The 21,057-nt window shown below is 60.1% G+C and carries 24 protein-coding genes and 1 pseudogene; 8 read left to right on the plus strand and 17 right to left on the minus strand.

The window, feature by feature from the left end:
- Positions 1 to 369: 369 nt before the first annotated feature.
- Positions 370 to 621: a WGR domain-containing protein gene (locus ACIQWP_RS28520; protein WP_402795213.1), complete on the plus strand. Its 252-nt coding sequence runs from the start codon at positions 370 to 372 to the stop codon at positions 619 to 621.
- Positions 622 to 720: 99 nt separating this feature from the next.
- Here the strand turns inward: ACIQWP_RS28520 and ACIQWP_RS28525 are convergent, their stop codons facing one another.
- Both ACIQWP_RS28525 and ACIQWP_RS28530 read right to left on the minus strand, forming a co-directional pair.
- Positions 721 to 888 carry a hypothetical protein gene (locus ACIQWP_RS28525; protein ID WP_402795224.1) on the minus strand — a complete coding sequence of 56 codons (168 nt, stop codon included), beginning with the start codon at positions 886 to 888 and terminating at the stop codon, positions 721 to 723.
- Between the two features lie 336 nt (positions 889 to 1,224).
- A complete protein-coding gene (locus ACIQWP_RS28530; RefSeq protein ID WP_402794934.1) occupies positions 1,225 to 1,548 on the minus strand; it encodes a DUF736 domain-containing protein in 324 nt (107 codons plus the stop codon).
- Between the two features lie 703 nt (positions 1,549 to 2,251).
- Here ACIQWP_RS28530 and ACIQWP_RS28535 point away from each other — a divergent pair.
- Together ACIQWP_RS28535 and ACIQWP_RS28540 are read left to right on the plus strand one after the other, a co-directional pair.
- Positions 2,252 to 2,512: an antitoxin gene (locus ACIQWP_RS28535; protein WP_402794937.1), complete on the plus strand. Its 261-nt coding sequence runs from the start codon at positions 2,252 to 2,254 to the stop codon at positions 2,510 to 2,512.
- Positions 2,509 to 2,913, plus strand: coding sequence for a type II toxin-antitoxin system VapC family toxin (locus ACIQWP_RS28540; RefSeq protein WP_402794939.1), 405 nt, complete (start codon positions 2,509 to 2,511; stop codon positions 2,911 to 2,913). Before ACIQWP_RS28535 ends, ACIQWP_RS28540 begins: the two co-directional genes overlap by 4 nt.
- Before the next feature lie 105 nt (positions 2,914 to 3,018).
- Here ACIQWP_RS28540 and ACIQWP_RS28545 read toward each other — a convergent pair whose 3' ends face one another.
- The gene (locus ACIQWP_RS28545) at positions 3,019 to 3,285 is read right to left on the minus strand and encodes a type II toxin-antitoxin system Phd/YefM family antitoxin (protein WP_402794942.1); all 267 of its coding nucleotides are present in this window, start codon (positions 3,283 to 3,285) and stop codon (positions 3,019 to 3,021) included.
- 85 nt (positions 3,286 to 3,370) lie between these two features.
- Positions 3,371 to 4,312, minus strand: a complete 942-nt coding sequence (locus ACIQWP_RS28550; protein WP_402794945.1) for a DUF2493 domain-containing protein — start codon at positions 4,310 to 4,312, stop codon at positions 3,371 to 3,373.
- A gap of 132 nt (positions 4,313 to 4,444) precedes the next feature.
- Here ACIQWP_RS28550 and ACIQWP_RS28555 point away from each other — a divergent pair, with 132 nt between their 5' ends.
- A complete protein-coding gene (locus ACIQWP_RS28555) occupies positions 4,445 to 4,669 on the plus strand; it encodes a hypothetical protein (RefSeq protein WP_402794947.1) in 225 nt (74 codons plus the stop codon).
- A gap of 24 nt (positions 4,670 to 4,693) precedes the next feature.
- On the opposite strand, the gene ACIQWP_RS28560 is transcribed toward ACIQWP_RS28555, so the two are convergent.
- Entirely contained in the window at positions 4,694 to 5,746 is a 1,053-nt protein-coding gene (locus tag ACIQWP_RS28560) for a toprim domain-containing protein (protein WP_402794950.1), read from the minus strand.
- Between the two features lie 14 nt (positions 5,747 to 5,760).
- Positions 5,761 to 6,033, minus strand: a complete 273-nt coding sequence (locus ACIQWP_RS28565; RefSeq protein WP_402794953.1) for a hypothetical protein — start codon at positions 6,031 to 6,033, stop codon at positions 5,761 to 5,763.
- Between the two features lie 258 nt (positions 6,034 to 6,291).
- Between ACIQWP_RS28565 and ACIQWP_RS28570 the strand changes: the two are divergent.
- Both ACIQWP_RS28570 and ACIQWP_RS28575 read left to right on the plus strand, forming a co-directional pair.
- Positions 6,292 to 7,511, plus strand: a pseudogene (locus ACIQWP_RS28570) (ATP-binding protein).
- Positions 7,512 to 7,637: 126 nt separating this feature from the next.
- Positions 7,638 to 8,828, plus strand: coding sequence for a DUF1173 domain-containing protein (locus ACIQWP_RS28575; RefSeq protein WP_402794956.1), 1,191 nt, complete (start codon positions 7,638 to 7,640; stop codon positions 8,826 to 8,828).
- 11 nt (positions 8,829 to 8,839) lie between these two features.
- On the opposite strand, the gene ACIQWP_RS28580 is transcribed toward ACIQWP_RS28575, so the two are convergent.
- Together ACIQWP_RS28580 and ACIQWP_RS28585 are read right to left on the minus strand one after the other, a co-directional pair.
- Positions 8,840 to 10,513 (minus strand): ATP-binding protein, encoded by a 1,674-nt coding sequence (locus ACIQWP_RS28580; protein WP_402794957.1) that lies wholly within the window; start codon positions 10,511 to 10,513, stop codon positions 8,840 to 8,842.
- A 75-nt stretch (positions 10,514 to 10,588) separates the two neighbouring features.
- Complete coding sequence (locus tag ACIQWP_RS28585) at positions 10,589 to 11,779, minus strand: DUF932 domain-containing protein (protein WP_402794959.1); 1,191 nt, start codon at positions 11,777 to 11,779, stop codon at positions 10,589 to 10,591.
- Positions 11,780 to 12,028: 249 nt separating this feature from the next.
- On the opposite strand from ACIQWP_RS28585, the gene ACIQWP_RS28590 reads away from it, so the two are divergent.
- A complete protein-coding gene (locus ACIQWP_RS28590; protein WP_402795215.1) occupies positions 12,029 to 12,310 on the plus strand; it encodes a type II toxin-antitoxin system Phd/YefM family antitoxin in 282 nt (93 codons plus the stop codon).
- A complete protein-coding gene (locus ACIQWP_RS28595; RefSeq protein ID WP_402794962.1) occupies positions 12,310 to 12,633 on the plus strand; it encodes a type II toxin-antitoxin system RelE/ParE family toxin in 324 nt (107 codons plus the stop codon). The genes ACIQWP_RS28590 and ACIQWP_RS28595 overlap by 1 nt, the downstream gene beginning before the upstream one ends.
- A gap of 26 nt (positions 12,634 to 12,659) precedes the next feature.
- Here the strand turns inward: ACIQWP_RS28595 and ACIQWP_RS28600 are convergent, their stop codons facing one another.
- From ACIQWP_RS28600 to ACIQWP_RS28640, 9 genes are all read right to left on the minus strand, one after another.
- Complete coding sequence (locus ACIQWP_RS28600) at positions 12,660 to 12,932, minus strand: hypothetical protein (RefSeq protein ID WP_402794965.1); 273 nt, start codon at positions 12,930 to 12,932, stop codon at positions 12,660 to 12,662.
- A 134-nt stretch (positions 12,933 to 13,066) separates the two neighbouring features.
- The gene (locus tag ACIQWP_RS28605; protein ID WP_402794968.1) at positions 13,067 to 13,489 is read right to left on the minus strand and encodes an antirestriction protein; all 423 of its coding nucleotides are present in this window, start codon (positions 13,487 to 13,489) and stop codon (positions 13,067 to 13,069) included.
- A gap of 168 nt (positions 13,490 to 13,657) precedes the next feature.
- Positions 13,658 to 15,820 carry a ParB/RepB/Spo0J family partition protein gene (locus ACIQWP_RS28610; RefSeq protein WP_402794971.1) on the minus strand — a complete coding sequence of 721 codons (2,163 nt, stop codon included), beginning with the start codon at positions 15,818 to 15,820 and terminating at the stop codon, positions 13,658 to 13,660.
- A 247-nt stretch (positions 15,821 to 16,067) separates the two neighbouring features.
- Positions 16,068 to 17,102 carry a P-type DNA transfer ATPase VirB11 gene (virB11, locus tag ACIQWP_RS28615; RefSeq protein ID WP_402794973.1) on the minus strand — a complete coding sequence of 345 codons (1,035 nt, stop codon included), beginning with the start codon at positions 17,100 to 17,102 and terminating at the stop codon, positions 16,068 to 16,070.
- Between the two features lie 8 nt (positions 17,103 to 17,110).
- A complete protein-coding gene (virB10, locus tag ACIQWP_RS28620) occupies positions 17,111 to 18,286 on the minus strand; it encodes a type IV secretion system protein VirB10 (RefSeq protein WP_402794976.1) in 1,176 nt (391 codons plus the stop codon).
- 8 nt (positions 18,287 to 18,294) lie between these two features.
- Entirely contained in the window at positions 18,295 to 19,158 is an 864-nt protein-coding gene (virB9, locus tag ACIQWP_RS28625; RefSeq protein ID WP_402794979.1) for a P-type conjugative transfer protein VirB9, read from the minus strand.
- The gene (locus tag ACIQWP_RS28630; protein ID WP_402794982.1) at positions 19,155 to 19,826 is read right to left on the minus strand and encodes a virB8 family protein; all 672 of its coding nucleotides are present in this window, start codon (positions 19,824 to 19,826) and stop codon (positions 19,155 to 19,157) included. Before ACIQWP_RS28630 ends, virB9 begins: the two co-directional genes overlap by 4 nt.
- Position 19,827: 1 nt before the next feature.
- On the minus strand, positions 19,828 to 20,085 hold the full coding sequence (locus ACIQWP_RS28635) for a hypothetical protein (protein WP_402794985.1): 258 nt from the start codon (positions 20,083 to 20,085) through the stop codon (positions 19,828 to 19,830).
- 39 nt (positions 20,086 to 20,124) lie between these two features.
- Complete coding sequence (locus ACIQWP_RS28640) at positions 20,125 to 21,057, minus strand: type IV secretion system protein (RefSeq protein ID WP_402794987.1); 933 nt, start codon at positions 21,055 to 21,057, stop codon at positions 20,125 to 20,127.

Below are 21,057 nucleotides of genomic sequence, written 5' to 3' on the forward strand. Positions count from 1 at the left end.
GGCGGAAAGCGGTGGTTCTTGTAACTGATCGTCGGCGAGCTCATCCTCGCCTAGTTATCCGCCAACCGTTAAGCTGCAGACAACGTGACATCGCCGTTTTCTCAAATGCAGGGCGAAGAGAAGGTTCGGTGGTCATTAATCCACGCTCCGTTGCGTGCCGCTGTGCGAGTGCCCGACGGGCTGCTACGGCGAGATTTACTGACGCATTTTCGATAGTTTAATTGCAATGAGAGCGTCCCGCAAGGGTTGGCAGGGCAGCCAGGCCTCACGCCGTCGGGAAAATGTTTCATCACGAAAATGAATCGTCGGGCAGCCACCGATTCATAAGTGTCGTTGGACGTGCATTTCCCGATGGGCGATTCTGTCACCATGCTCGCTCAGCCTTATCACCTCTATGTCGAGCGCACGGACGCGGCCAAGAACATGGCACGCTTCTACGCGCTGTCTATCGAGCCGACACTGTTCGGCACACCCTGCCTGACACGGCGATGGGGCCGCATTGGCTCGACCGGACAATCGCTGGTTCATCACTTCGATCGAGAAGACGAGGCGGTGTTGATGTTTCTGGATCTCCTAAAGGCGAAGCGCGCAAGAGGCTATAAGACCCGACCCCAGTTATGACCCTCGACCCCGTCCGGACCATAGGTTCACGCGGAGCCTCAGATTCGCCATGCGGGTCGATCCGGCCCAGTGGGCGTGTAGGCGACACGAAAGCCTCCCTCACTGGGGAGGCTCAGCGCCACTTGTGCGATCCTGTTCAGCGATTGCCGCCGCCAGTTCCGCGCGGGCTTGTTCCAGCTCCGCCTCGATCTGGCGGCGCTCGGCCGGATCGGCGTTGTTCAGTTCGGCGCGCAACAGTTCGATCTGGATTTCGAGTGCATTCGTCATCGTCGTCATCTCCTTGTAAATGTGAAAGATGACGCTCGGGGTCGTGAGGATCGGGCCGGGTCAAGGATGGCGGAGCGACCGCCGGAGGCGGCGAGCGGAGGAACCGATTTTTTCGCCGAGCCGCTTCAGCAGTTCGGCGAAAAAATTGGAGGGGCCGCGATGTCCTTGACGCGGCGCGAGCCCCTCATGGCAAATTTGTCTTTCTGAGCAGACAGACCTTTCTCTCGTTTGGCACGGAAGAAGGAGGGAAAGGGGCTCGATGCCCTCTTTCTCTCCCACCACAGGAGAAAAGCCGGAGAAACCGGCCCCGATCGCTCGGGGCCGGCTGTATTCCACTCAGTTCGGGTTGTTCCAGAGGATCACCTTCTTGCTCGGATCGCCGCCGGGTGCCTGGGCGAGATTGCCGAAGATCACACCGATCTCCGGCGCCTCCAGCTTCACCGAGAGGTATTCCTCACCGGTCTGGCGAGCGATGCGGTTCCACGCGGCGCCGATTTCGAAGCCGGTCTTGCGGTGGATGACACGGTAGTCGGGGGCTTCTTCGCTCGCCTTGCTTACGTTTGGGACGATGGCGATCGGGGCGTTGACCCGGATGGTGGCGAAGACGCCTTCGAGGACGCCGTCGGTCTTCTGCGTCAGGGTTGCGATCGTGGTGGCCATGGTTCAGTCTCCTTCGGTTGCTCGGGACCATTCCCGATGGCGCCCGAAGAGACGACCGATCTGCTGCGGTCAGCGCGGCTGAAATTTTTGCAAAATTCTATTTTCCGCCAGGACGAAAGAACCGAAATCGAATTTTGCAAAATTTCGGGCGAGTCTTACCCCTTCAGGGGTTGACCGCAAAAGCAGGCGGTCGTCTAAACGAGCGACATAAAACGGGATTGGTTCGGGGCAACGGAGGGCCGCGACAAACCATCATAGCCGCCCGGTTCAACGCTGCCGGATATTAGCCTCGCACCGATCTGACGCTCCGCCCCATGCGGCTCTACGCCATCGCCGCGCGCCCCTGTCGGCCACTTCAAGCACATGAAGCACCCTCGCCATGCTTTCGCTGGACCGTGAGATCGGTATGCCCCATGCCAGTCCTGCGGCAATACCGAACGAAGCAGTTTGTTACAGCGGCCCGAGGTGCAATCCTTGTGAGCTCGCTGCAGTTCGATCAGCCGCCGAACCGCAAGTGCTCACCAAGGAACCCGATACTGACAACCTGCGCTGACGATCGGAGCCAACTTTGCCGACGTACTGGGCACCAACTTCCGTCGTCGGCTGGAGAATTCAGACGCGGGTTTAATCTGCTCCTCCCCTTGTGTTGAACTTATTACACACGTATATACTAGGCCGTATATACGTTAATTAGGAGGGGATCATGCCCCATTTCGCAAAGATATTTCAATCCGGCAATTCGCAGGCGGTTCGCCTCCCCAAGGAGTTTCGCTTCAACGTCGATCGCGTCGAGGTCAGCCAGGAGGGTGACGCAGTAGTCCTGCGCCCGCATGTCGCGCACGATGAGGCGTGGGGATCGCTCAAAGCGGCGTTGGCACGCGGAATGAGCGACGATTTCCTATTGAGCGGTCGCGAGCAGCCCCAACCGCAAAATCGGCCAGATCTTGATGCGGTGTTCCGGTGATTTCTCACCTGCTGGATACGAATGCAGTGATCGCGCTGATCGGCCGCAAATCCGACAGACTCGCCGCACGGATTTTCGAGAGCGAACAAGGCAGCATCGCCTTGTCGGCGATCGTCGTTCATGAGCTTTACTATGGGGCTCACAAGAGCGCGCGGATCGAGCACAACCTCGAAACCTTAAGGCTGCTTCTGGCCGATTTTTCTATACTGGATTTCGACCGGAACGATGCCTTCGTCGCCGGAGAAGTTCGCGCGGCGCTCGCTGCAAAGGGTATGCCGATCGGCCCTTATGACGTGCTAATTGCAGGACAGGCAAAAGCGCGCGGGCTCATATTGGTCACCAATAATGTCGGTGAGTTCAACCGGGTGGCGGGCCTACGGATCGAGGATTGGACGCGATAAACGGATCGCGACATGAAGCAAGTTCGGCGGCTCGAATAGCATACCGTGCCAGCGTCTCGTCGTAGTTTAGCAACCACAACAAGGCGTGCGTATCGAGCAGCAGTCTCATGTCCCGTCTTCCATGGACATCAGAACATCCGCAGGCAGGCTGTCAAAATTATTATCGACTTTGATCTTTCCGCGTAACGCGCCGGGTTTCCGCATGACAACGTCCGACGACGGCGGTCCGATTTCCGCAACAACCTTGTGATGGGATGTCAGGACGAATCTCTGCCCGTCTTCGACCTGTTTGAGGAAGGACGTCAGGTTGCCGCGAAATTCCCGCACACCGACACGGCGGGGAGATGATGTATGTTGACGGGATTGAGGCATGGCCAGGCTCCGTTTCAATGGGAAATGTGTACACAATTCAACAAAGATGCAAGCGTTGTGTCTGCGTTCGGAGCAACTGGGGCTTTTACGCACCCCCTCCTCCGAAGCGCCAAACCGGTATACCGAGACGCCGGGCCTTGTCGGCCAGATTGCTGGTGATGCCTGAACCCGGAAAAACGATGACGCCGGCCGGCATCACGGAGAGCATATCGTCGTTGCGGCGGAAGGGTGCCGCCTTTGCGTGTTTCGTCCAGCTTGGCTTGAAGGCGATCTGCGTTACCTTGCGGTTCTCTGCCCAGCACGCCGCGATACGTTCGGCACCCTTCGGCGACCCGCCGTGCAGCAAGGCCATGTCCGGAAATTTCATATGCGCGCGATCGAGCGCATCCCAGATCGCCTCATGGTCGTTGTAGTCCATACCGCCGCCGAAGGCGATCTTCGTGCCGGCTGGGATCATCACCTCGGTCTCAGTGCGGCGGCGAGCGGAAAGAAAGTCGCGGCTATCGATCATCGCGGCCGTCATATTGGCATGGCTGACTTTCGAGCCGGTCCGCGGTCGCCATGTCGATCCGGTCTGCGCCTCGAAGAGGTCGGCGGCATAATCGCGCATGAACTCGAAGGCGTTGCGGCGCTCCAGAAGCGAAATGCCTTCGACGACGTGTCGTTCGAGCTCGACCGACTTCACCTCCGAGCCGTCCTGCTCATGCTGGCCAGTGCGCTGTGCGTCCTCGTTGCGCTGCAGCTCGCGCTGGATGCGCTCGCCGGCGCGGTGAAAGAGATTGACCGTCGACCAGAGCAGGTCTTCGAGATCGGGTTCCAGCCGCGTGTCGCCGAGCATCTCGAACATGGCATCGAACATCGCGGTCAGCGCCGATTGGACGACCGGTTCTTCCGGCAGCGGCCGCGGATCCGGCTCGTCCTGAAAGGAGCGATGGCCGTAAATCTGCATCTCGTAGATGAAGCGGTCGGTCGGGGACGAAACGTGATGGGGTTCCAAGGCGTCGTCGGTGGGAAGGATGAGGTTCATGCTGATCTCCGTCGGGTTTGGGCCGCGCCTCTCGCGGCCTGACGGCGATCCCTGTTCAGGTGGCGGCCGGGCCGGAACCGCGAGCGAAGCGAAGCCGCTTAGCGCAGCGCCGGGCGGTTGAGGCCAGGTTTCTTGGCCCGCGAGGAGCGCCGGCTGCAGCATCGGCCCGAAAAGTGGCGGCCGGTTTTCGGAACGGCCGATGCGCTGAAAGAGCCGGCGCAGGGAAGAAACCTGACCGATCCGCTGAAGGCCCGACCGCCGCATGGTAAGGGTCGCATCTCGGCAGGCCCGCAGGCGCGCACCTCACCAAGAGGGAAACCGGCAGGCACCGACCCCGCCAGCCACGCCTCGCCCTGATCAGTTGTCCCCGGCGCGACCGCGTCACGCGGGAAGAAAAGCACAAGCGTCTTCCGGTGTGAGTTGAGCCCGGAGATTTGCGATGAGCCGGTCGGGTCCCAGCCGGCACAGATCCTCGTTGAAGTCGCCGAGCTCCGGGGAGAGCACGAGCGGCTGGATGCCGTGCGCCTGCGCCCGGCGGCTCAATCCCTTAATGCCATGCCGGCCCGCAGCATCTGCGTCCGCGGCCACATAGAGGCGCAAGCACCCTGTTGGTGGCCGAAACGCGGTGAGATGATTGGCCGATAGCGCCGAGACCATCGGCATGCCGGACATCAATTGCGAGAGCGACAGAATGCTTTCGAGCCCCTCGCCCGCCGCCATGACAGGCACGAGGCCATGGACCGGGAAGCGGAACCGGACGGCGTTGCCGAGCAGGCGGCCAAGCGCCCGGCGGGGATCGTCGAGCCTTGCCTTTCCCTCGCCATCCGGGTCGAGCCAGGTGCGGTGCACCCCGGTGATCATGCCGGCGCGGTCGGTTACGGCTGCGATCATCGCCGGATAGCTGCGGGTCTTGCCGGTCATGAGGTCACGATAGTGGCAGCACGGGTGGAAGCGGAGGGCGGGATGCAAGGACGCGCGCAGGATGCCGCGCCGGCGCAGATAGCTGTCGGCCAGCGTGCCGCAGAGCGGCTGCGTCATGCGAAACAGGCGCCTTGCGCGTTCAACAGCCGGACTTTCGACCAATGGGCTGTCGAGCTCGACGCTCCTGCTGGACAATGCCGATGTGGATTGGGTTGGGCCGGACCGGGGTTCGTTCAGGAAACGCCTCGCCTCGTCGGCGACATCGCGGAAGTCGGCAAATCCGCAGGTTTCACGCACGAGATCGAGCAGGTCGCCATGTTGCGCTGTCGCTGCATCCGCCCATCTGCCCTTGCGAGGACCGGAAAGATGAACATAGAGCGACTTGCCCTTGTTGTTCGCGACATCGCCGACGATCCAGTAATTGCCGGCCCGGCGGCCGGCGGAGAGATAGTGACGACAGACCGCCTCGGCATCGTGCGCAAGACGGTCCGCCAATTCCGAGGCGGAAAGCATGGCTATGGCCTCCTTCACGTCCGACCGGCGACATCGACGACGCGATGGCGCTCGAGAAGATGCGAGAGGATCGCGGATCCCTCATCCGAGGTGGGGATGAAAAACCCGACCTTCCAGGCGATCATTTCCGAAAAGAGGCCAAAGGATCGTAACCTGTTGCACATGCCCTCGCGAAAGCAGGCAAGCTCGATGCGATAGTCGTTCATAACGTGCACGCGACGGAGCGTGATGTCGCCGGCAAGCGAGTCGACGGTCGCGCTTGCGGCGCCGGATGTGATGACGTTCATGGCAAACCCTGTCGAGAGCGGGAAAGGATAGGCCCGCCAGGACGCTCTCCAAACCCGGGCAGGCAACCCTCTTCCGGCCCCTCTCTCCCTCCTTCGGAACGTAACACCTATCTCAAAGACAGGGCGACTATCAGTTCAGGTTCGAGCAAAGATCATTGGCCACTTCTAGATTCCTCGTCGTCATCTCTCAATAAGCGGCCTATTGGCTTCCAATTATCATGTTTCATATTTCCAATTTTCAAAGAGTCGAAAGCAACCATGTGCAATCGGTTCGTCGAACATCGGGTGGAGGAAGCGCTTTCGGATACGCCGGTCGTCTTGATTGTCGGCGCACGCCTGGCCGGAAAAACCACGCTCGTCCGGAAACTAGACGGAGATGACCGTCGCTACGTTACCCTGGACGATTAGACGGTGCTTGCGGCGGCACAATCCGACCCGCCGGTTTCATACGGGGTCTTGACAAGGCAATCATCGACGAAATCCAGCGCGCGCCCGACTTGTTGCTGGCGATCAAGAAGACAGTGGACGAGGATTATCGTCCCGGCCGCTTTCTGCTGACCGGCTCCGCCAATGTCCTCACCCTACCTCGTGTCGCCGATAGCTTGGCCGGTCGCATGGAGACGTTCCGCATGTTGCCGCTTTCCCGGGTCGAGATCGAAGGAGGACTGCCGACTTTCCTGCCCCGGCTGTTCGAGGGAAAACTGCAGGGCGATCGACAAGCGATCGTCGGAGATGAGCTTCTGCGGCTTGTTTTGCTCGGCGGCTTTCCCGAAGCAATCGCGCGTGAAAGCGAGCGGCGGCGACAGGATTGGTCGCGATCCTATCTGACATCGGTCCTCACTCGCGATCTGCGAGACATAGCCGACGTGGAGAAACTCACTGAATTGCCGAAATTCGCGCGGCTCCTAGCCGAACATTCTGGCCAATTGGTGAACTATTCGCAGTTCGGATCGAGCATCAATGTCAGCCACAAGACCGGACAGCGGTATGTCGGTCTGCTCGAACAGGTCTTCCTGATCGCCACCGTGCAGCCCTGGTATACAAATGCACTGAAACGGATTGCCAAGACGCCAAAACTGCACTTCCTCGACTCCGGTATACTGGCCACAGCAAGAGGACTGACCTTCGAGCGGATCAAGGCCGATCGCGGTGCCTTCGGTGCACTTGTGGAAACCTTTGTCTTTTCCGAGATCCTGAAACTCATGTCGGGCTCGGACCTGAGACTCACGCCCTACCATTTTCGCGACCAGCAGATGCGCGAGGTGGATGTCGTGCTCGAACGCGACGATGGCATGATCGTGGGAATAGAGGTGAAGGCAAGCGCCACGGTGAAGGCGGGTGATTTTGGGGGACTGAAAACGCTTGCGGACGCGTGCGGCGAGAAATTTGCATTCGGCATCGTCCTTTATGAGAATACCGATGTCGTACCGTTTGGCGAAAAGCTCGCCGCGGCGCCGCTTTCTTGCCTGTGGCAATAGGCAGATCGTGCTGTCGGCTATCTCATACTATTTTGTTTACGATAGTATAATCGATCGAGTTTGTGCTACATCGTCATCGGACGGCCTCGTCCGGCAAGATTCCTGAATCAAAACAGGAGGAGCAAGGTGCGGTGGTTTCTGATTGATGACAGGTCACTTGAGGAGGATACCGTCGAGTTCCATGCGCTGCTTCCCCGCGCCTACGAACAAAAGATCCGACCACAATGCCAATGCAAGAACCCGCCGGTACCGATGTATATCGTGCGCCTGGAGGATCAGTATCTCGTCAAACGCATGCCCCTTTCAGGTCGCGATCACGATCCTTCATGCCCGTCTTATGAGCCTCCCTACGAGCTTTCCGGCCTTGGCCCGTTGATCGGCAATGCGATCCAGATCGGCGCCGGCGGCAAGGCCGATCTGAAACTGGACTTTTCGCTGACGAAACGCGGGCCTCGCGCCGCGCCCAGTGCCCCGTCCAACGTGTCCGAGCATGGCATCCGCAGCGAGCCCAGGAAATTGTCACTGCGAGCGATGCTGCATTATCTCTGGGCGACGGGCGAGCTGACGGAATGGCGTTCGACCTGGGCAGGCAGGCGCGGCTGGGGCCGGGTGCGAGCCAGCCTTCTGAACGCCGCCGCGCAGATGACGGCAAGAGGAAATGCCCTGGGTGACATGCTCTTCGTGCCGGAAGTGTTCCATCCCGACGACAAGGACGGGATAGCCGCACGGCGCGTCGCCGCGCTGAAGGATGTGCAGGCGACCGGCCCGGGACCTCGGAAACTCATGATGATCGTGGCCGAAGTGAAGGAGTTTTCCGCCGCGCGTGAGGGGCAGAGGATTGTCGTGCGGCACATGCCATTTCCACTGATGATCGAGGAGAGTGTATGGCGACGGCTGGCCACACGCCATGAAACCGAACTGGAACTGTGGCGATCGAGCGAGACGTTCCACCTGATCGTCATCGCCACCTTTGGGATATCGGTCGCCGGCATTGCATCGGTCGAAGAGGTTGCCCTGATGGTGGTCAACGAGCACTGGCTGCCGTTCGAGGACATTCACGAACTGCGGCTTCTGGAAAAACTCGGCCACCTCAAGCGAAAGAGCGTCAAGGGATTGCGCTTCAATCTGGCCCGCGATGCACCGATCGTGTCGGTGACGTTGCCGGAGCAGAAGCCTGCTCCCGTCGCCATGTTCATCGTGCCGGCGAGCGCCGGAGAGGAATATGAGCACGTCCTCGCCGACATGATCGGGGCGAGACCTGAGATCACCCCCTGGGTCTGGCGAGTGGCGGAAGGCGAAATCCCGCGACTGCCTTGATCCAGATATGCTCAGATCTGGCGAGGCGATGCCTCTGCGGCACCCTCGATGCTCGGCAGCCCTTCGACAGAGACCTTTCCGTCATCGATCCGGATCACAATCGATCCATGCTTCGGGACACGCCACACAAGTTCGCGCTCGACGGCACGAACGATCGCGTTGAGGTCGGCATCAGCTTCTGACTGCAGCAGATTGATGCTCCGGTCCTCAGCAGCGTCGGTGAACCACTCCAGCTGCTGCTCGTAGGATGCGTCTTCCGCATCGTCGGAAGGCGAAAACAGCGCGTCGATCAGGAACGTTTGCAGTTTCGCCGGCGTGATCGTCGATTGTCGCGTGACACGGATGTCCACCTCCTCGAGGGTACCGTAGTCAGGACCTGCGACGAGCAGATCGGTTTCGAGATGCCGGATCTCCGCCACGTGCGTATCGAGCACCTCAAGGGCCATTTCGAGCCGATCCGGCCGACCCTCGGTCTCGAATGAATCGTCCGGATCGATCTCCTCGACGACGTCGCCCATGATCATCCTGTAGTTTTTCAGGGTGATCCAGCTCAACCGGTCGTACCAGACATAGCCGGCATAGGCATGGTTCGGTTCAAAAATGGGTGGAGCATCGTTCCAAACGGCAAACGCACGAGCAACGTTCTGTTCTTCAAGGGGGCCGCCACCCTCATAAATATGAGCGTTCGGACCCACCGGTCGTGGAGCGACGGTTTCGTTGCGGTCGGATTCGGCAAAGGCTGGAAAAAACGGCCTGAGGAATGGTTCGGCCTCCTGCAGCTCGACGCCGAGAGACAAGGCGCGCTGATAGTCACTGAAGGCGAGGCTGTGCGGACCGCCCGCCGCAACGAGGCGGAAATACACGCGATTGATCTCCAGCACCAAGCCTTCATACATCGCGTCGCGCACAACCTCCTTGCGCGCAGGCAGCACCAGCTTCAGATAGGCGCAGTCGACGACGTCAATCCGGGCGCAATAAGAGGAATGCCAGGATTGCCGGAGCCATGGCAGCAGAATTCTAAGGGTTACGCCGTGGAAGTTGGCGTTGTCGCCGTAGCCATAGGCGAGGTCACGGTCGAACACGCCGATCCGGATGCCACGCCATTCCTCGACACGGCTCGCGCCGTTGAGAAAATCGGCAGAAGCCATCGGCGCACCGTTGAAGTCGACTGGAAGGGGGAAGTGCCGCGCGGCGCGACAAACGGCGTCGGCAAGGTTGTCGTTGGTACCTTCGGGGAAAATGACGGTCATTCCCGCATGACCTTTCGGGCCGAGCTGTGCATTGATCAGTTGCCTGCCATGAAAGGCGTCAGGCGTCGCCTCGATCGTCCATGCGTTCTCGGTGTTTTTCTGCCGGGCGAGGACGATGGCTCCTCGATTGGCGAGAGCGAAGAAGCCCATGCCGGCAGCGTCCTCGGAGCGCGACAGGGTTTCCGACCAGTTGCTGTATCCGAGAGAAAAAAGCGATCGTGGGTCGTCGAGACCGGCGCCGTCGTCGGCGATGCGGATGGCATCTCCAAAGCGGGGATGGACAATCTGGTCGATCACGACCTTTGTCGCCCCTGCCCGTCGTGCGTTTTGCAGCAGTTCGTTGAGAATATCGTCGATCGACGCATTGAACAGACGGCCAACCTTTTCGATGGCCTCGGCCGCGACGTAAGCGTGGAAGGAAAAATCGTTCGTCATTTCAGTTCTCCTGAACGGAAAAGCCCGGCGCGGGGCCGGGCTCGGAGGGATGAAGATTGCTAATGGGCAAGCGTGTCAGGCCGCACTTTCGAGCAGTTTTCGAGCTTTGCCTTCGAGTTCGAGCCGCGTGTCCTGATGCGACTTGCCGCGCGCAAGGGCGGTGATGCCCTGCACGAAGTCAAAAATACTCTCGGGGGGTCTCCCTTCTTCGGAAAGAACGGTCTCGATGATCTTGCCGGTTTCGTGCTTCGAGAAACCGCGCTTGCGCAGGAAGTCCAAACGATCGTCGTCGCTTCGGGCGACGATACGCTCCCGAGCGGCGCGAATGCCGGCGATGAAGGGCGCGGGCGAGGAATTGGCGAAATTCGTCAATGCCGGCGCGACCTCTTGGGCGAAACGCTGTGCCGCAAATTTCGAGTGACGGATGGTGATCTCCTCGAAATTCTCGGTTCCCCAGAGATTCCTGTTGGCACACACTGCCCGCAGGTAAAAGCTTGCAATCCCAAGCGTCTTGGAGCCGACCTCGCTGTTCCAGGCATAAAAGCCACGAAAATAGAAATCCGGCTCACCGTTCTGCAATCGGCCTGCCTCGATCGGGTGCGTATCGTCGACGAGAAACAGGAAGATGTCGCGGTCGCTGGCATAAAGCGTGGTGGTGTCTTTTGTGACATCAACGAATGGGTTGTGGGTCATGTTCGACCAATCCAGCACTCCGGGCACTTTCCAGATCGTGTCGCCAGTGCCATTGCCGGCGATACCAATCACAGCCGCTACAAGATCCTGATCCCAGATACGCCCGTATTCAGGTCCAGTCACCGCTCGCAGCTCGACGCGACCATCGTCCATCTCCAGGGTCTTGACCATTTCGGCATTGCGATTGAGGAGCCCGTGCTGAAGATTGATCGCCGCTAGCGGCGCGGGCAGTTGGCGCATGTAGCTCGCGGGCGCGCCGACCAGGCTGCATAGCTGGCCGTAGCTCCAATGTGTCGGCGCCAGTGGCTCGCGCCCGCCGGGAACAATCAGCGACAGGCGTTCGGCATTGTCGCGGGTCGCCTCGACGTGGATTTCGGCGGTCTCGACCGTCCGGACGCGCGCACGCTCGGTTCTGGTGCTGACTGCACGATGAAGATCGGAGAGCGATAGATAGCGCTCGTCGTCGGGACGCGAAAACCATTCGGACGAAACGCGACCGATGCGTTCACCGCGGGAAATATCGACCTTAAATCCGGACGACGTCGACTGCGGATTGGCAATCATGGTGTTCATGTTGAGGTCTCCTGAAACGAAGGAACCCGGCTGATCGCTGTCGCGATTACCGGGCGGGTGAGGGGAAGAGTGGATAATATCGCCGAAAGACTGGGCAGCGATGCGGGCGGTTCCGCAAGCCCTCTCTCTGGCCTTCCAGCGGCCACCACCCCTCCAAACCGCCCAGCTCTCCCTCTTGCAGCCAGGCAACGATGGCTTCCAATCAGACCATTAACGGTCTATATTCTGGTCAAAAGGAGTCCGGATCGAATGAAATTCTCGGAACAGGTCAAGCCCATCAGCTACCTCAAGGCTCATGCACCGGAAGTCATTCGCCAGCTTGGCGATGATCGCAAGCCCGTCGTGATCACATTGCATGGCGAGGCAAAAGCCGTGCTTCAGGACGTCACGCAATATGAGGAGACGCAGGAAACGCTGGCGCTTTTAAAGGTGCTGGCGCTGACCAACAAACAGGTCGAAGAGGGAAAAGTCCGCCCTGCGAAAGAAACCTTCGCACGCCTTCGCACACGCTTGTCGAACTCTGAAACCTGATGCCGTATCAGGTTCTGTTCGTAGAGGCCGCGGAACAGGATCTTGAGGATCTCTACCGTTTCCTCGCCAGTCGGGATGGCGTCCAAACCGCCGAACGGTTACTCGGGGAAATCGAACAAGCCTGTCTGGGACTTGAAGATTTCCCCGGCCGGGGAAACGTGCCGAAGGAACTGCTTGGGCTCGGCATCACCGAATATCGGGAACTGCATCACAAGCCATGGCGCATGATCTACCGCATCATGGGACGGGATGTGATCATCTATTGCATCGCCGACGGTCGGCGAGACATGCAATCCTTGCTCGAACGGCGACTGTTGCGTTGAACAGCTAGGTCGTTGATTTAGCGGTATTACCAGTCATGCCAGACCAGATCATCAACCTGCTCCGCGTCGCGATCGAGCAGGATATGACTGAACCCTTTCAGGCGCGCCCATGTCATGATGGCAAAGAGGTCGTCGGGAATGCGCTGATCCTCTTCCCCAGTATTTTCGTCATGAGCGTAAAAGAACCAGCCGTAGTCGGCATACCCCCCTCCGACGCAAGGCCATTCCGCACAGGGTGTATTGTCAAGCATCCAGGCGGTTTCGGTGCTCACGTGACCTGATGAGATGGTCACGAACATGCGGCTTTCCAATGTCGTCATTGGTATCGATCTTTTCGGATTGCGGGAGGGCTCATCCGGACAACTTGCCGCCCGGATCGATCCGACCAAATTGCTGGGTAGCTGCGCCAATCGAGACGCGCAGGTTTGATGCCTCAATCGATCGCCTGAAAAATCTCGGCGGCTTCGGGGTGATCCGCCGAGTAGGCATAGAGCCGGCCGTAGCCTTCGGAGAGATACTCGGATTGATGCTGAAACGAGATATGTGAGAACGCGAAGAGTGTGGCGATAATCCCTGCGGCCTCTGCCGAGACCTCTCCCTGAAACCCGGTGATATCGCCGGTGATCCGAAAGCGCGATTTGGACCTCGGAGCCATGAACAGCGGCTTGCCGCCATGCTCGTAGAAGTCCCAGAACCCGCCGCCATAATCGAGGGGGCTTAGCCGCCCCATGAGATTATACACCGCGTTCTCGCCGATAATCAGCGACGAGTGCCCGAACAGGCTGGGCAAGAATGCGAGGCGACGCTCGTCAGGGACAATGGCGGCGGGCTGGGCGGCAACTTCGAATGTTGACATCGATCTTTCTCCAGAGAGGCAACAAGATTGAGGCCAGGCACCCCTCTCTCACCGCCCGGTTCGCCCCTCCCCGGCCCCACTCTTGCCACCCCGCAAGCGGCTGACCCCTCAAACCAGAGTCCGGCGCAATGGCCGGGCTCTGGATCATTCGATGTTGGCTGACGGCAGTTATTGCGCCGCGTCGAGATATCCTCCATCGTCATCGGCTGGATCGGCGGATGCCTCCTCCGCATCTTGGCCTTCCACCAGGAAGGCCCGTAGATCGACTTCGGTGCCCTCGACGACCTTGCCTTCAACGATGGCGTCCGTAGCAGCAGCAACGACCTCGGGTTCCCCAGCATTCTCATCGGCCGGGAACCGCAACACCTCAGGGAGCCATTCGCTGCCTTCCAGCAGGCGGGCAGCCTCGCGCGCCATATCGGATTTCTTCAAATGATCGATGAGCTGCACCGATTGCTCACCCTTCGCTTCGCGCACCGCCTGCAGGATATGCGCCTTGGTGACACGGCCGAGATAGTTGTCGACTGTCGGCGCCCAGCCGGCATCGACCATGCCAAAGCCGAGCGATCGTGCAAGCTGCCTGGCGTGGACGTTTTCCTTCGTTCGCCTGTTCCACGCCTGGATCGTGGCGTTCAACGACAACGAGACGCAATGAGCAAACAGCGCCATGCGGCTATCCTGGTCGAGCGCGATCAGATAGTCCCAAACCTCGCCGGCATTCCCGGGAAGATCATAACCCCAGGCTTCCTGCCGCTCGCCGATCTCCTTGGCCCAGACCGTATCGCCAAGTCCCTGCGTCTGGCTGAACGCGGTATGCTGCAGCATAATCTCCAGGCATGAATCTGCTCCATATCTGTAAAAGATCTTCAGGACCACCACATGCAGGGCGGCGATGAAAGCTATCGACGGATTGCTGGCCAGAGCATTGCGAAGCGCGACCGTGCGTGCGGCAGTGAGATCCTCGATAAGGCGATCGGAGAGCGGACGAGCCTTACCGTCGTCGTCCTCCGATTCCTCGTCGCCGGCGGGTTTGCCATTGATCGAGATGCCGCCGTTCCCTGAGGCCGCAACGATAGCATAACTGCCTTCCTCATCGCTATCGCCGCTATTGGAGCCAACGGCATCACTGCCATCCGGCTCGGTGGCGGCCTCGTCTTCGGGCCGGACGAAGCCGCGCTCGATCTTGAGCTCGCCGCTGGCGGCAAGCGAGATGAAAGCGCCACCGCGGGCAACGTCCTCCGGATCGAAGACGTAGGGCCGATCGTTGAGGGTATCGAGCTCATTGCCTAGTAGCTCGAGCCGCGCCTCGGTTTCCTCGGAATAGTCCTCCGCCTCGGCATATTCCGCCTCGAGCTTGTCGTATTCCGCTTTCAGCGCATCATAACGCGCAAGCTCTTCCTCGGTGTATTCGGCCCGCTCGCCGTAGAAACGGCGAAGACCGGAGGTGTGGCCATAGGGGAAATCGAAAGCCGCATCGACCCATTTCCAGCCCTCATCAGCCTTCAGGGCCCCGACGTCGACGGTCAGCCTTTCGAGCACGAGTTTTTCGAGCAGCGCCGGATCCTGCAGCCATCCGCCATTGTCCTGTTCGAACAGGTCGCGCATCACGACACCGCCGGCCGCCTCATAGACGTCAATGCCCAAATAAACGGCGCGGCGATCGGAGGCCCGGACAGCGGTCTCTGTCAGCATCCGCCGGATATAATAGGCATCCTGATTATGGGACCGCGAGATCGTGTCCCAGACCTGCTCCTGGCGAACATGATCATTGGTGATCGAGAACGCCATGACCTGGCCGAGCTTCATTTCGTCGTTGGCGTAGAGCTCGAGCAGACGCGGCGAGACAGAGGCCAGCCGCAGACGCTGCTTCACCGTTGCAACCGACATATGGAAGCGGGCGGCAATCTCTTCCTCGTCGAGCCCCTGTTCGCGCAGCGTCATGATGGCCCGAAACTCATCCAGCGGGTGAAGGTCGACGCGCTTGATGTTCTCGGCAAGAGAATCCTCGGATTCGAGGGTTTCGCTCTTGCTGACGATGCAGGGAATGGCCGCCGTCTTCGCCAATTTCTTCTGGGCAACCAGCAGCTCCAGCGCGCGGTAGCGGCGGCCACCCGCAGGGATACGGTAGATGCCGGTTTCATTGCCATCGCCGTCGACCTCGGCGCGGACATTGAGGCTGGTCAGCAGTCCGCGTCGCGCGATGTCTTCGGCGAGCTCCTCGATCGAGACGCCCGCCTTGGTCTTGCGGACGTTCTGCTGGCTAAGCACGAGCTTATTGAAGGGGATGTCACGCCCGGCATTGAGCGTGATTTTCTGGACGGCCTGTGCCATGTCGTTTTCTCCGTGACGGGCCGGCCGGAGCCTCTCTCCGACAACCGCGACCCGCCACGAACGCCCCTTCCCCCCTCTCCCTCCAGCCCAATCCGCCATCCTCACCGTTTCCCGCCGGAATTCGCCTGGCCGCCGGCTGCGGGCAACGGTCTGCTCCGCCAGACGGCCATCAGGTTTCGCGTGATGCCGATAGGCGCACTGATCTCGGCCTCCTGGCTCATTGCGTCACTAAGCTATTTCAGAGTCTCTATGACGGCGGCATCGGTTGTCTCGTTCGGCCACGCGCGGTGACTGCATCGCGATAGTAGATTTCGGTGACGCGAAACTGCCCGTCGATGCGTTTGCACTGAGCGATGACGTCGATCGCAAGCATCAGCATCTCACGAATGTCGTGGCGTTCGAGGTCGCCGCCGCCTTCCGATTCCTTCACCAGCAACGTCAATTGTTCGAAGGCAAAGCGCGGGGAATCGGCATGGACTGTCGTAATCGATCCGGGATGGCCGGAGTTCACGTTGCGGATATAGTAGAAAGCGGTGCCGTCGCGAAGCTCCTGCAGCAGGATCCGGTCGGGCCGCATCCGCAGGCAGGATTCGAGAAGGTCCTTGGCGCCGATCCTGGCCATTCCCTGGCCACCCTTCGAATAGAACAGCCGGACATGGTTTGGCTGTGGGATGACCAGTTCTGGCGTATCCTCGATGGATATGATCCGTTCGGTCTCGGGGATGTAGCGGATCAGTGCCTTGGATAGCGTCGTCTTGCCCGATCCAGTCGCGCCGGAGATGATGATGTTTTTCCGGGCAAGTACCGCTTCCTTAAGAAATTGCTTGTAGGCGCCGATCCGGTAGTATTCCAACAGCCTGTCACCCGATTGGCTTCTGTCTCTTTCAGCTCGGACGAGATCGGCGAACAATCCTTCACAATCGAGATCGTCAAGGCTCAGCGAAACCGAGGAGGGCTTGCGGATAGTGAGGCTGATGGTTCCTCTCGCGGTGGCAGGCGGAATCACGATCTGAATGCGTTCGTCGTCCGGCAGCGTCGCCGACAGGATCGGACGGGCCTCGTCGATCGATTGATTGGAGAAACTCGCGATTGCCCGCGCGAGACGCATCAACCGATCATACGACAATTCCGGCACGTCGTGGGTCCGCCAGCCGTCCGCTCCCTCCGTCACGACTTTTCCGGGCTCATTGACGATGACCTCATAGAGCGCCTTGTCGCGCAGGAACGGTGAAAACGGCAGCAGAAGTTCACGAACGACACCGGCGTCGGGAGCTTCCATCATCAGAGCACCTACTTCGTGACAAGACTTGAGGCCGGGCTGAAGTCGCCGAGCACGGCGCGGTCGTAGATGCGATTGCGAGGCTCAGTGACGCGAAGCCTGTAGACGCTCGAAAAGTCGAGATCACGTGCCACGAAGATGGAAACGAGCTCGCCCTGATGTTTCAGAAGCGTCGGTGGGATGTTGATCGACTGTTCGACGGCGATCGCGGCTGCCTGCTGGCCGGCGCTGGTGGTATTCTGCGCCTCGACATTACTGTCCTGCAGCCGGCTGCTGACATAGGAGCTCGCATCGCCGACGATCGACAAGAGGATGGCGCTGCCAAAACGCTCCCACCAATGCGTATCGACATAACCGTCGACGCCGGCCCGGCCGAGGGCATCGGTTGCCGGCGATGCCAGGGTGACGATCACGCCTTTCGGCGTTTTCGCCCGGTTCCAGAGGACGAAGAGACGCTTCTGCCCACGACGAAGGCCGCCGCGATATTCGCCGACGACCTGGGTTCCCTTTTCCATCAGCACGACACGGCCGTTGTCCGACAGGACATCACGGTTGATGACGCAACTGGTGAAACCCGGCTGATCGGACGAAAGTGCGGTCTCCAGCACGCAAGGGACGGACGTGCCCATGGCGACGATGAAATCGCGGTTGCCGAGCGTACCGGCCCGAGATCCCTGCAATTGCGTCGGCGCCAGCATGCGGTTGAAGCGCTGGTCCTCGTTTTCGCCTTGCGACTGGAAGCTGCCGGGATTGATGCCGGGGGATACGTAGTTCGACGGCTGATCCGTGGTTGGGTCCGAATTTCCCCTCCGGGTCGCCGGCGATTTCTCGCCACCATAAGCGATCACCGGCGCGCGCCTTGCCGCATCGAGCAGCTTGTCGTTGTCGGTAGGCGCCTGTTCGGTCACGACCGGGGTTGGCAGTTGAACTTCGGTCGGCGCCTTCACCGGCTGTACCGGTTCCTTGGCCGGCTCGAAGTCCGATGTCTGACGGATGACGACCCGTTCCGGCTGGGTGCCATCTGACCGCTTCTCCTGTCCGCGCATCGACCAGAGGGCGAAGGCGACGAAAACGACGATCGCCAGGGCGACGGCGCCGCGTTTGAGGACCGGATTGTTGTCGAGCCGGCCGCCGGTCGATGTTTCGGCCCGCTCGCCAGGGATCTGGGTAATTTCTTCCTCGGCCATGACATCTCCTATCGGCCTGTATCCGGTTGCGCCTTGACGACACGCTCGACCGACGGTGACGTCGTGTTGGTATCGGGGTTGATACCGACGCGATCGTAGGCCTCGTTGAAGATGCAGAGCACGTCGCTGCCCCTGCGCAGGATGAACTTGCGGCTGATTGCGTGGACCAGCACCAGATTGCCGTCGACGGATTTTGGCACCAGGCTTTCGGTGCCGTCGGAATTCTCCATGTAGATAGCGGGCATTTCCTGGTTGCCGACGAAGGCGAAGGTGGTGACCTTGCCATTGTCATAGACCGCCTGCGGCTCAAGGGCCTGGGACCCTTGGGTGGAATAGCGCCAGTTGCGGGGGCCATAGGCCTCATGCAGCCCAAGGACGCGATCCGCTTGCCCGGCCTGTGCGGCCTCCGCGCGAGCAGCGGCGTCCTGCTTGCGGCGCTGCGCCTCGTCGGTCGGATAGCGATATTTCACATAGAAGTAAGTGTTTTGCCCGGCTTCGACGCTGCCGTCGCGAACTGTCAGTTCCATCTGGTAGCTGCGCGTCGAGCCGTCCCGCCGCGTCGTCACGACGGAGATGTTCGTCACCGGCTGGTTTTCCCGAGGTTTCAGGAACAGGATGTTGCCGGCCGGCGCCACCTCCCATGCGACGCTGTTGCCGAGCGCGACGTGGGCGATCTCCTCGTCGGCGGCAAATTCGATCTGTACCGACGATCTGAGCGTGCCGAGGATCTTGGTGATGTTGTAAGCCTGGTAGTCGACAAAGCGGACGCGGCTGTCCAGCGGGGCACTGCGCGGTGTATCGAGCGCGAGAGCCCTCGAAGAAAGTCCAGTAGCCAACACCAACATGAGGGAGACGAGGAAATGCAGTCTCAATTGATGGCCTCCGGATCGGCGCGATAGTCGCTGACGGCGAAGCCCAAGGGATTGACCAGGCGGTCTGTCGAGGACATCGGGGCGTTGGCATAGGAGAAGGTCAGCGTCGCCACCCAATGCGTGGTGCGGACATCGTCGCCTCGCGTGACGGTTCGCATGTAACGGACAGACGTCACACGGGCGTTGATCAGCGAGATGGAGGCGATGTTGATCCGTGCCGTTGCGCCGCGGCCATAGATATTCTGCGGCGAATCCGGATTGCTGCCGCGGTAAACAGCGGCAAAGCGGGCCTGCTCGGGCTGCGACGATAACAGCGCCACTGTGCGGAAATTGTCCTCGGCCTCGCTCGAGACATACCCTTCCCGGGCACGAACATATTTTGCCGCAAAATACTTCGTCACCGCCTCATCGTAAGTGCCGGCAGTCGAAGTCAGCGCGGACACCACATCGACAATGCCCGTGGAATTGTCGACCCGCACGACGAAGGGTTCGACGGTTTTCAATGGCGTGAGGCCGGCGATGGCGAAAACGGAAACAACCGCGACGATACCGGCCGAGATGGCGACAAACCAGGCGACACGGGCAGAACGTTCCACCTGGATCAGCCTATCCTGATCGAACCGGCGAGCCCTGTCGAAATAGCGCTTCAGACTATCCTCGCTCACCATGTCACTTTCCCTCACATGGACGATAGGAACTTGTGACATCGAGGTGCGCGAAGGCGGCTGGCGTGGGCGACATCGGCTCTTGCGCGTAGGAGGTGGCATGGCTCGCCGCCTTGTCGACTTTTCCATCGTTCTCCCACTGCCACATGGAGCGGTTGAGCGGCCGGCGGGAATAGCCGTCACATTTTGGCAGAGGATGGGAGATCGAGCCGCAGCCTGCGAGGCCCATGGTCAGCGAAAGCAACAAAAGGATACGGATCATCTAGTAATAACCTGTCCAATTCCATTGATATCGAGGCTGTCATTCGGCCCGGTTCGGTGTCAGCCGGCGACCGAGGCCACGCGCTCCGCGGCCGACCGCCCTCACCGTGTGGGAGACAGCCCAGGCGAGCGTGCTTTCGTGCGCGTCGCGAGCAGCGCCATAGCCGTAGGTCAGCGATGCTCCGCCTGCGGCGAGTGCCGAGGCGATGCCGGGCAATTGGTAGAAGACGTAGAGCGCAGCGATGCAGATCGCGCAGAGCGCAATCGGACGCATCAGGACATCGCTATACCCTTCGATCGCGGTGAAGGTCGTGTCGATGCAAGTGATCAGCAGCGAGCCGATCGCAACGACCAGCACCTGCAGGATGACGAAGTTTACAAGCTGGCCGATCCAGGATTCGGTGAAACGGCGGGTTGGTTGGAACATCGCGAGCGCAATGAAGATCGGCCCTATCGCCAGTACGATGGCAAGCGCCAGACGCGCATAGAGCGACACGATGTAGCCGATCGCCGCGACAAGAAAGCTTACACCGATAACCAGCATGCCGCCGACGCCCGTCACGATATCGACCGGCCAGGAGGCCCGCGACCATATCTCGTAGGCGCATTTCTGGCCCTTATCCAAGAGGCTGTCGAATGTAGAGGCGCTCGGCGTCGTGCCGGAGTTCAGAGCCTGCGATATCTCCCGCGGCAACGTGTCGAAGAAGATGTTGGTGACATAGGTTTGATAGTCGCTGGCGTTCCTCACCAGCATGACGATGATCGCAAGCTTGATGACCCTGAAGGCGAATTCGAGAATGGGTTCCTGGACCGAGCCGCGCAGCACGAGATAACCATAGAGCACGACATAAAGCGTGAGTGCCGCCGTCAACGGACCGCTAACCCAATTGGCGATGTTCGAGGTTCCGGAGGAAATGAAGTTTTCGAGCGGTGTCTTGAACTGTCCGTCGACGAAACTGAACACCTGATACAT

Source organism: Rhizobium sp. NPDC090279, assembly GCF_044769665.1.
In the GTDB taxonomy this organism is placed as follows: domain Bacteria; phylum Pseudomonadota; class Alphaproteobacteria; order Rhizobiales; family Rhizobiaceae; genus Rhizobium.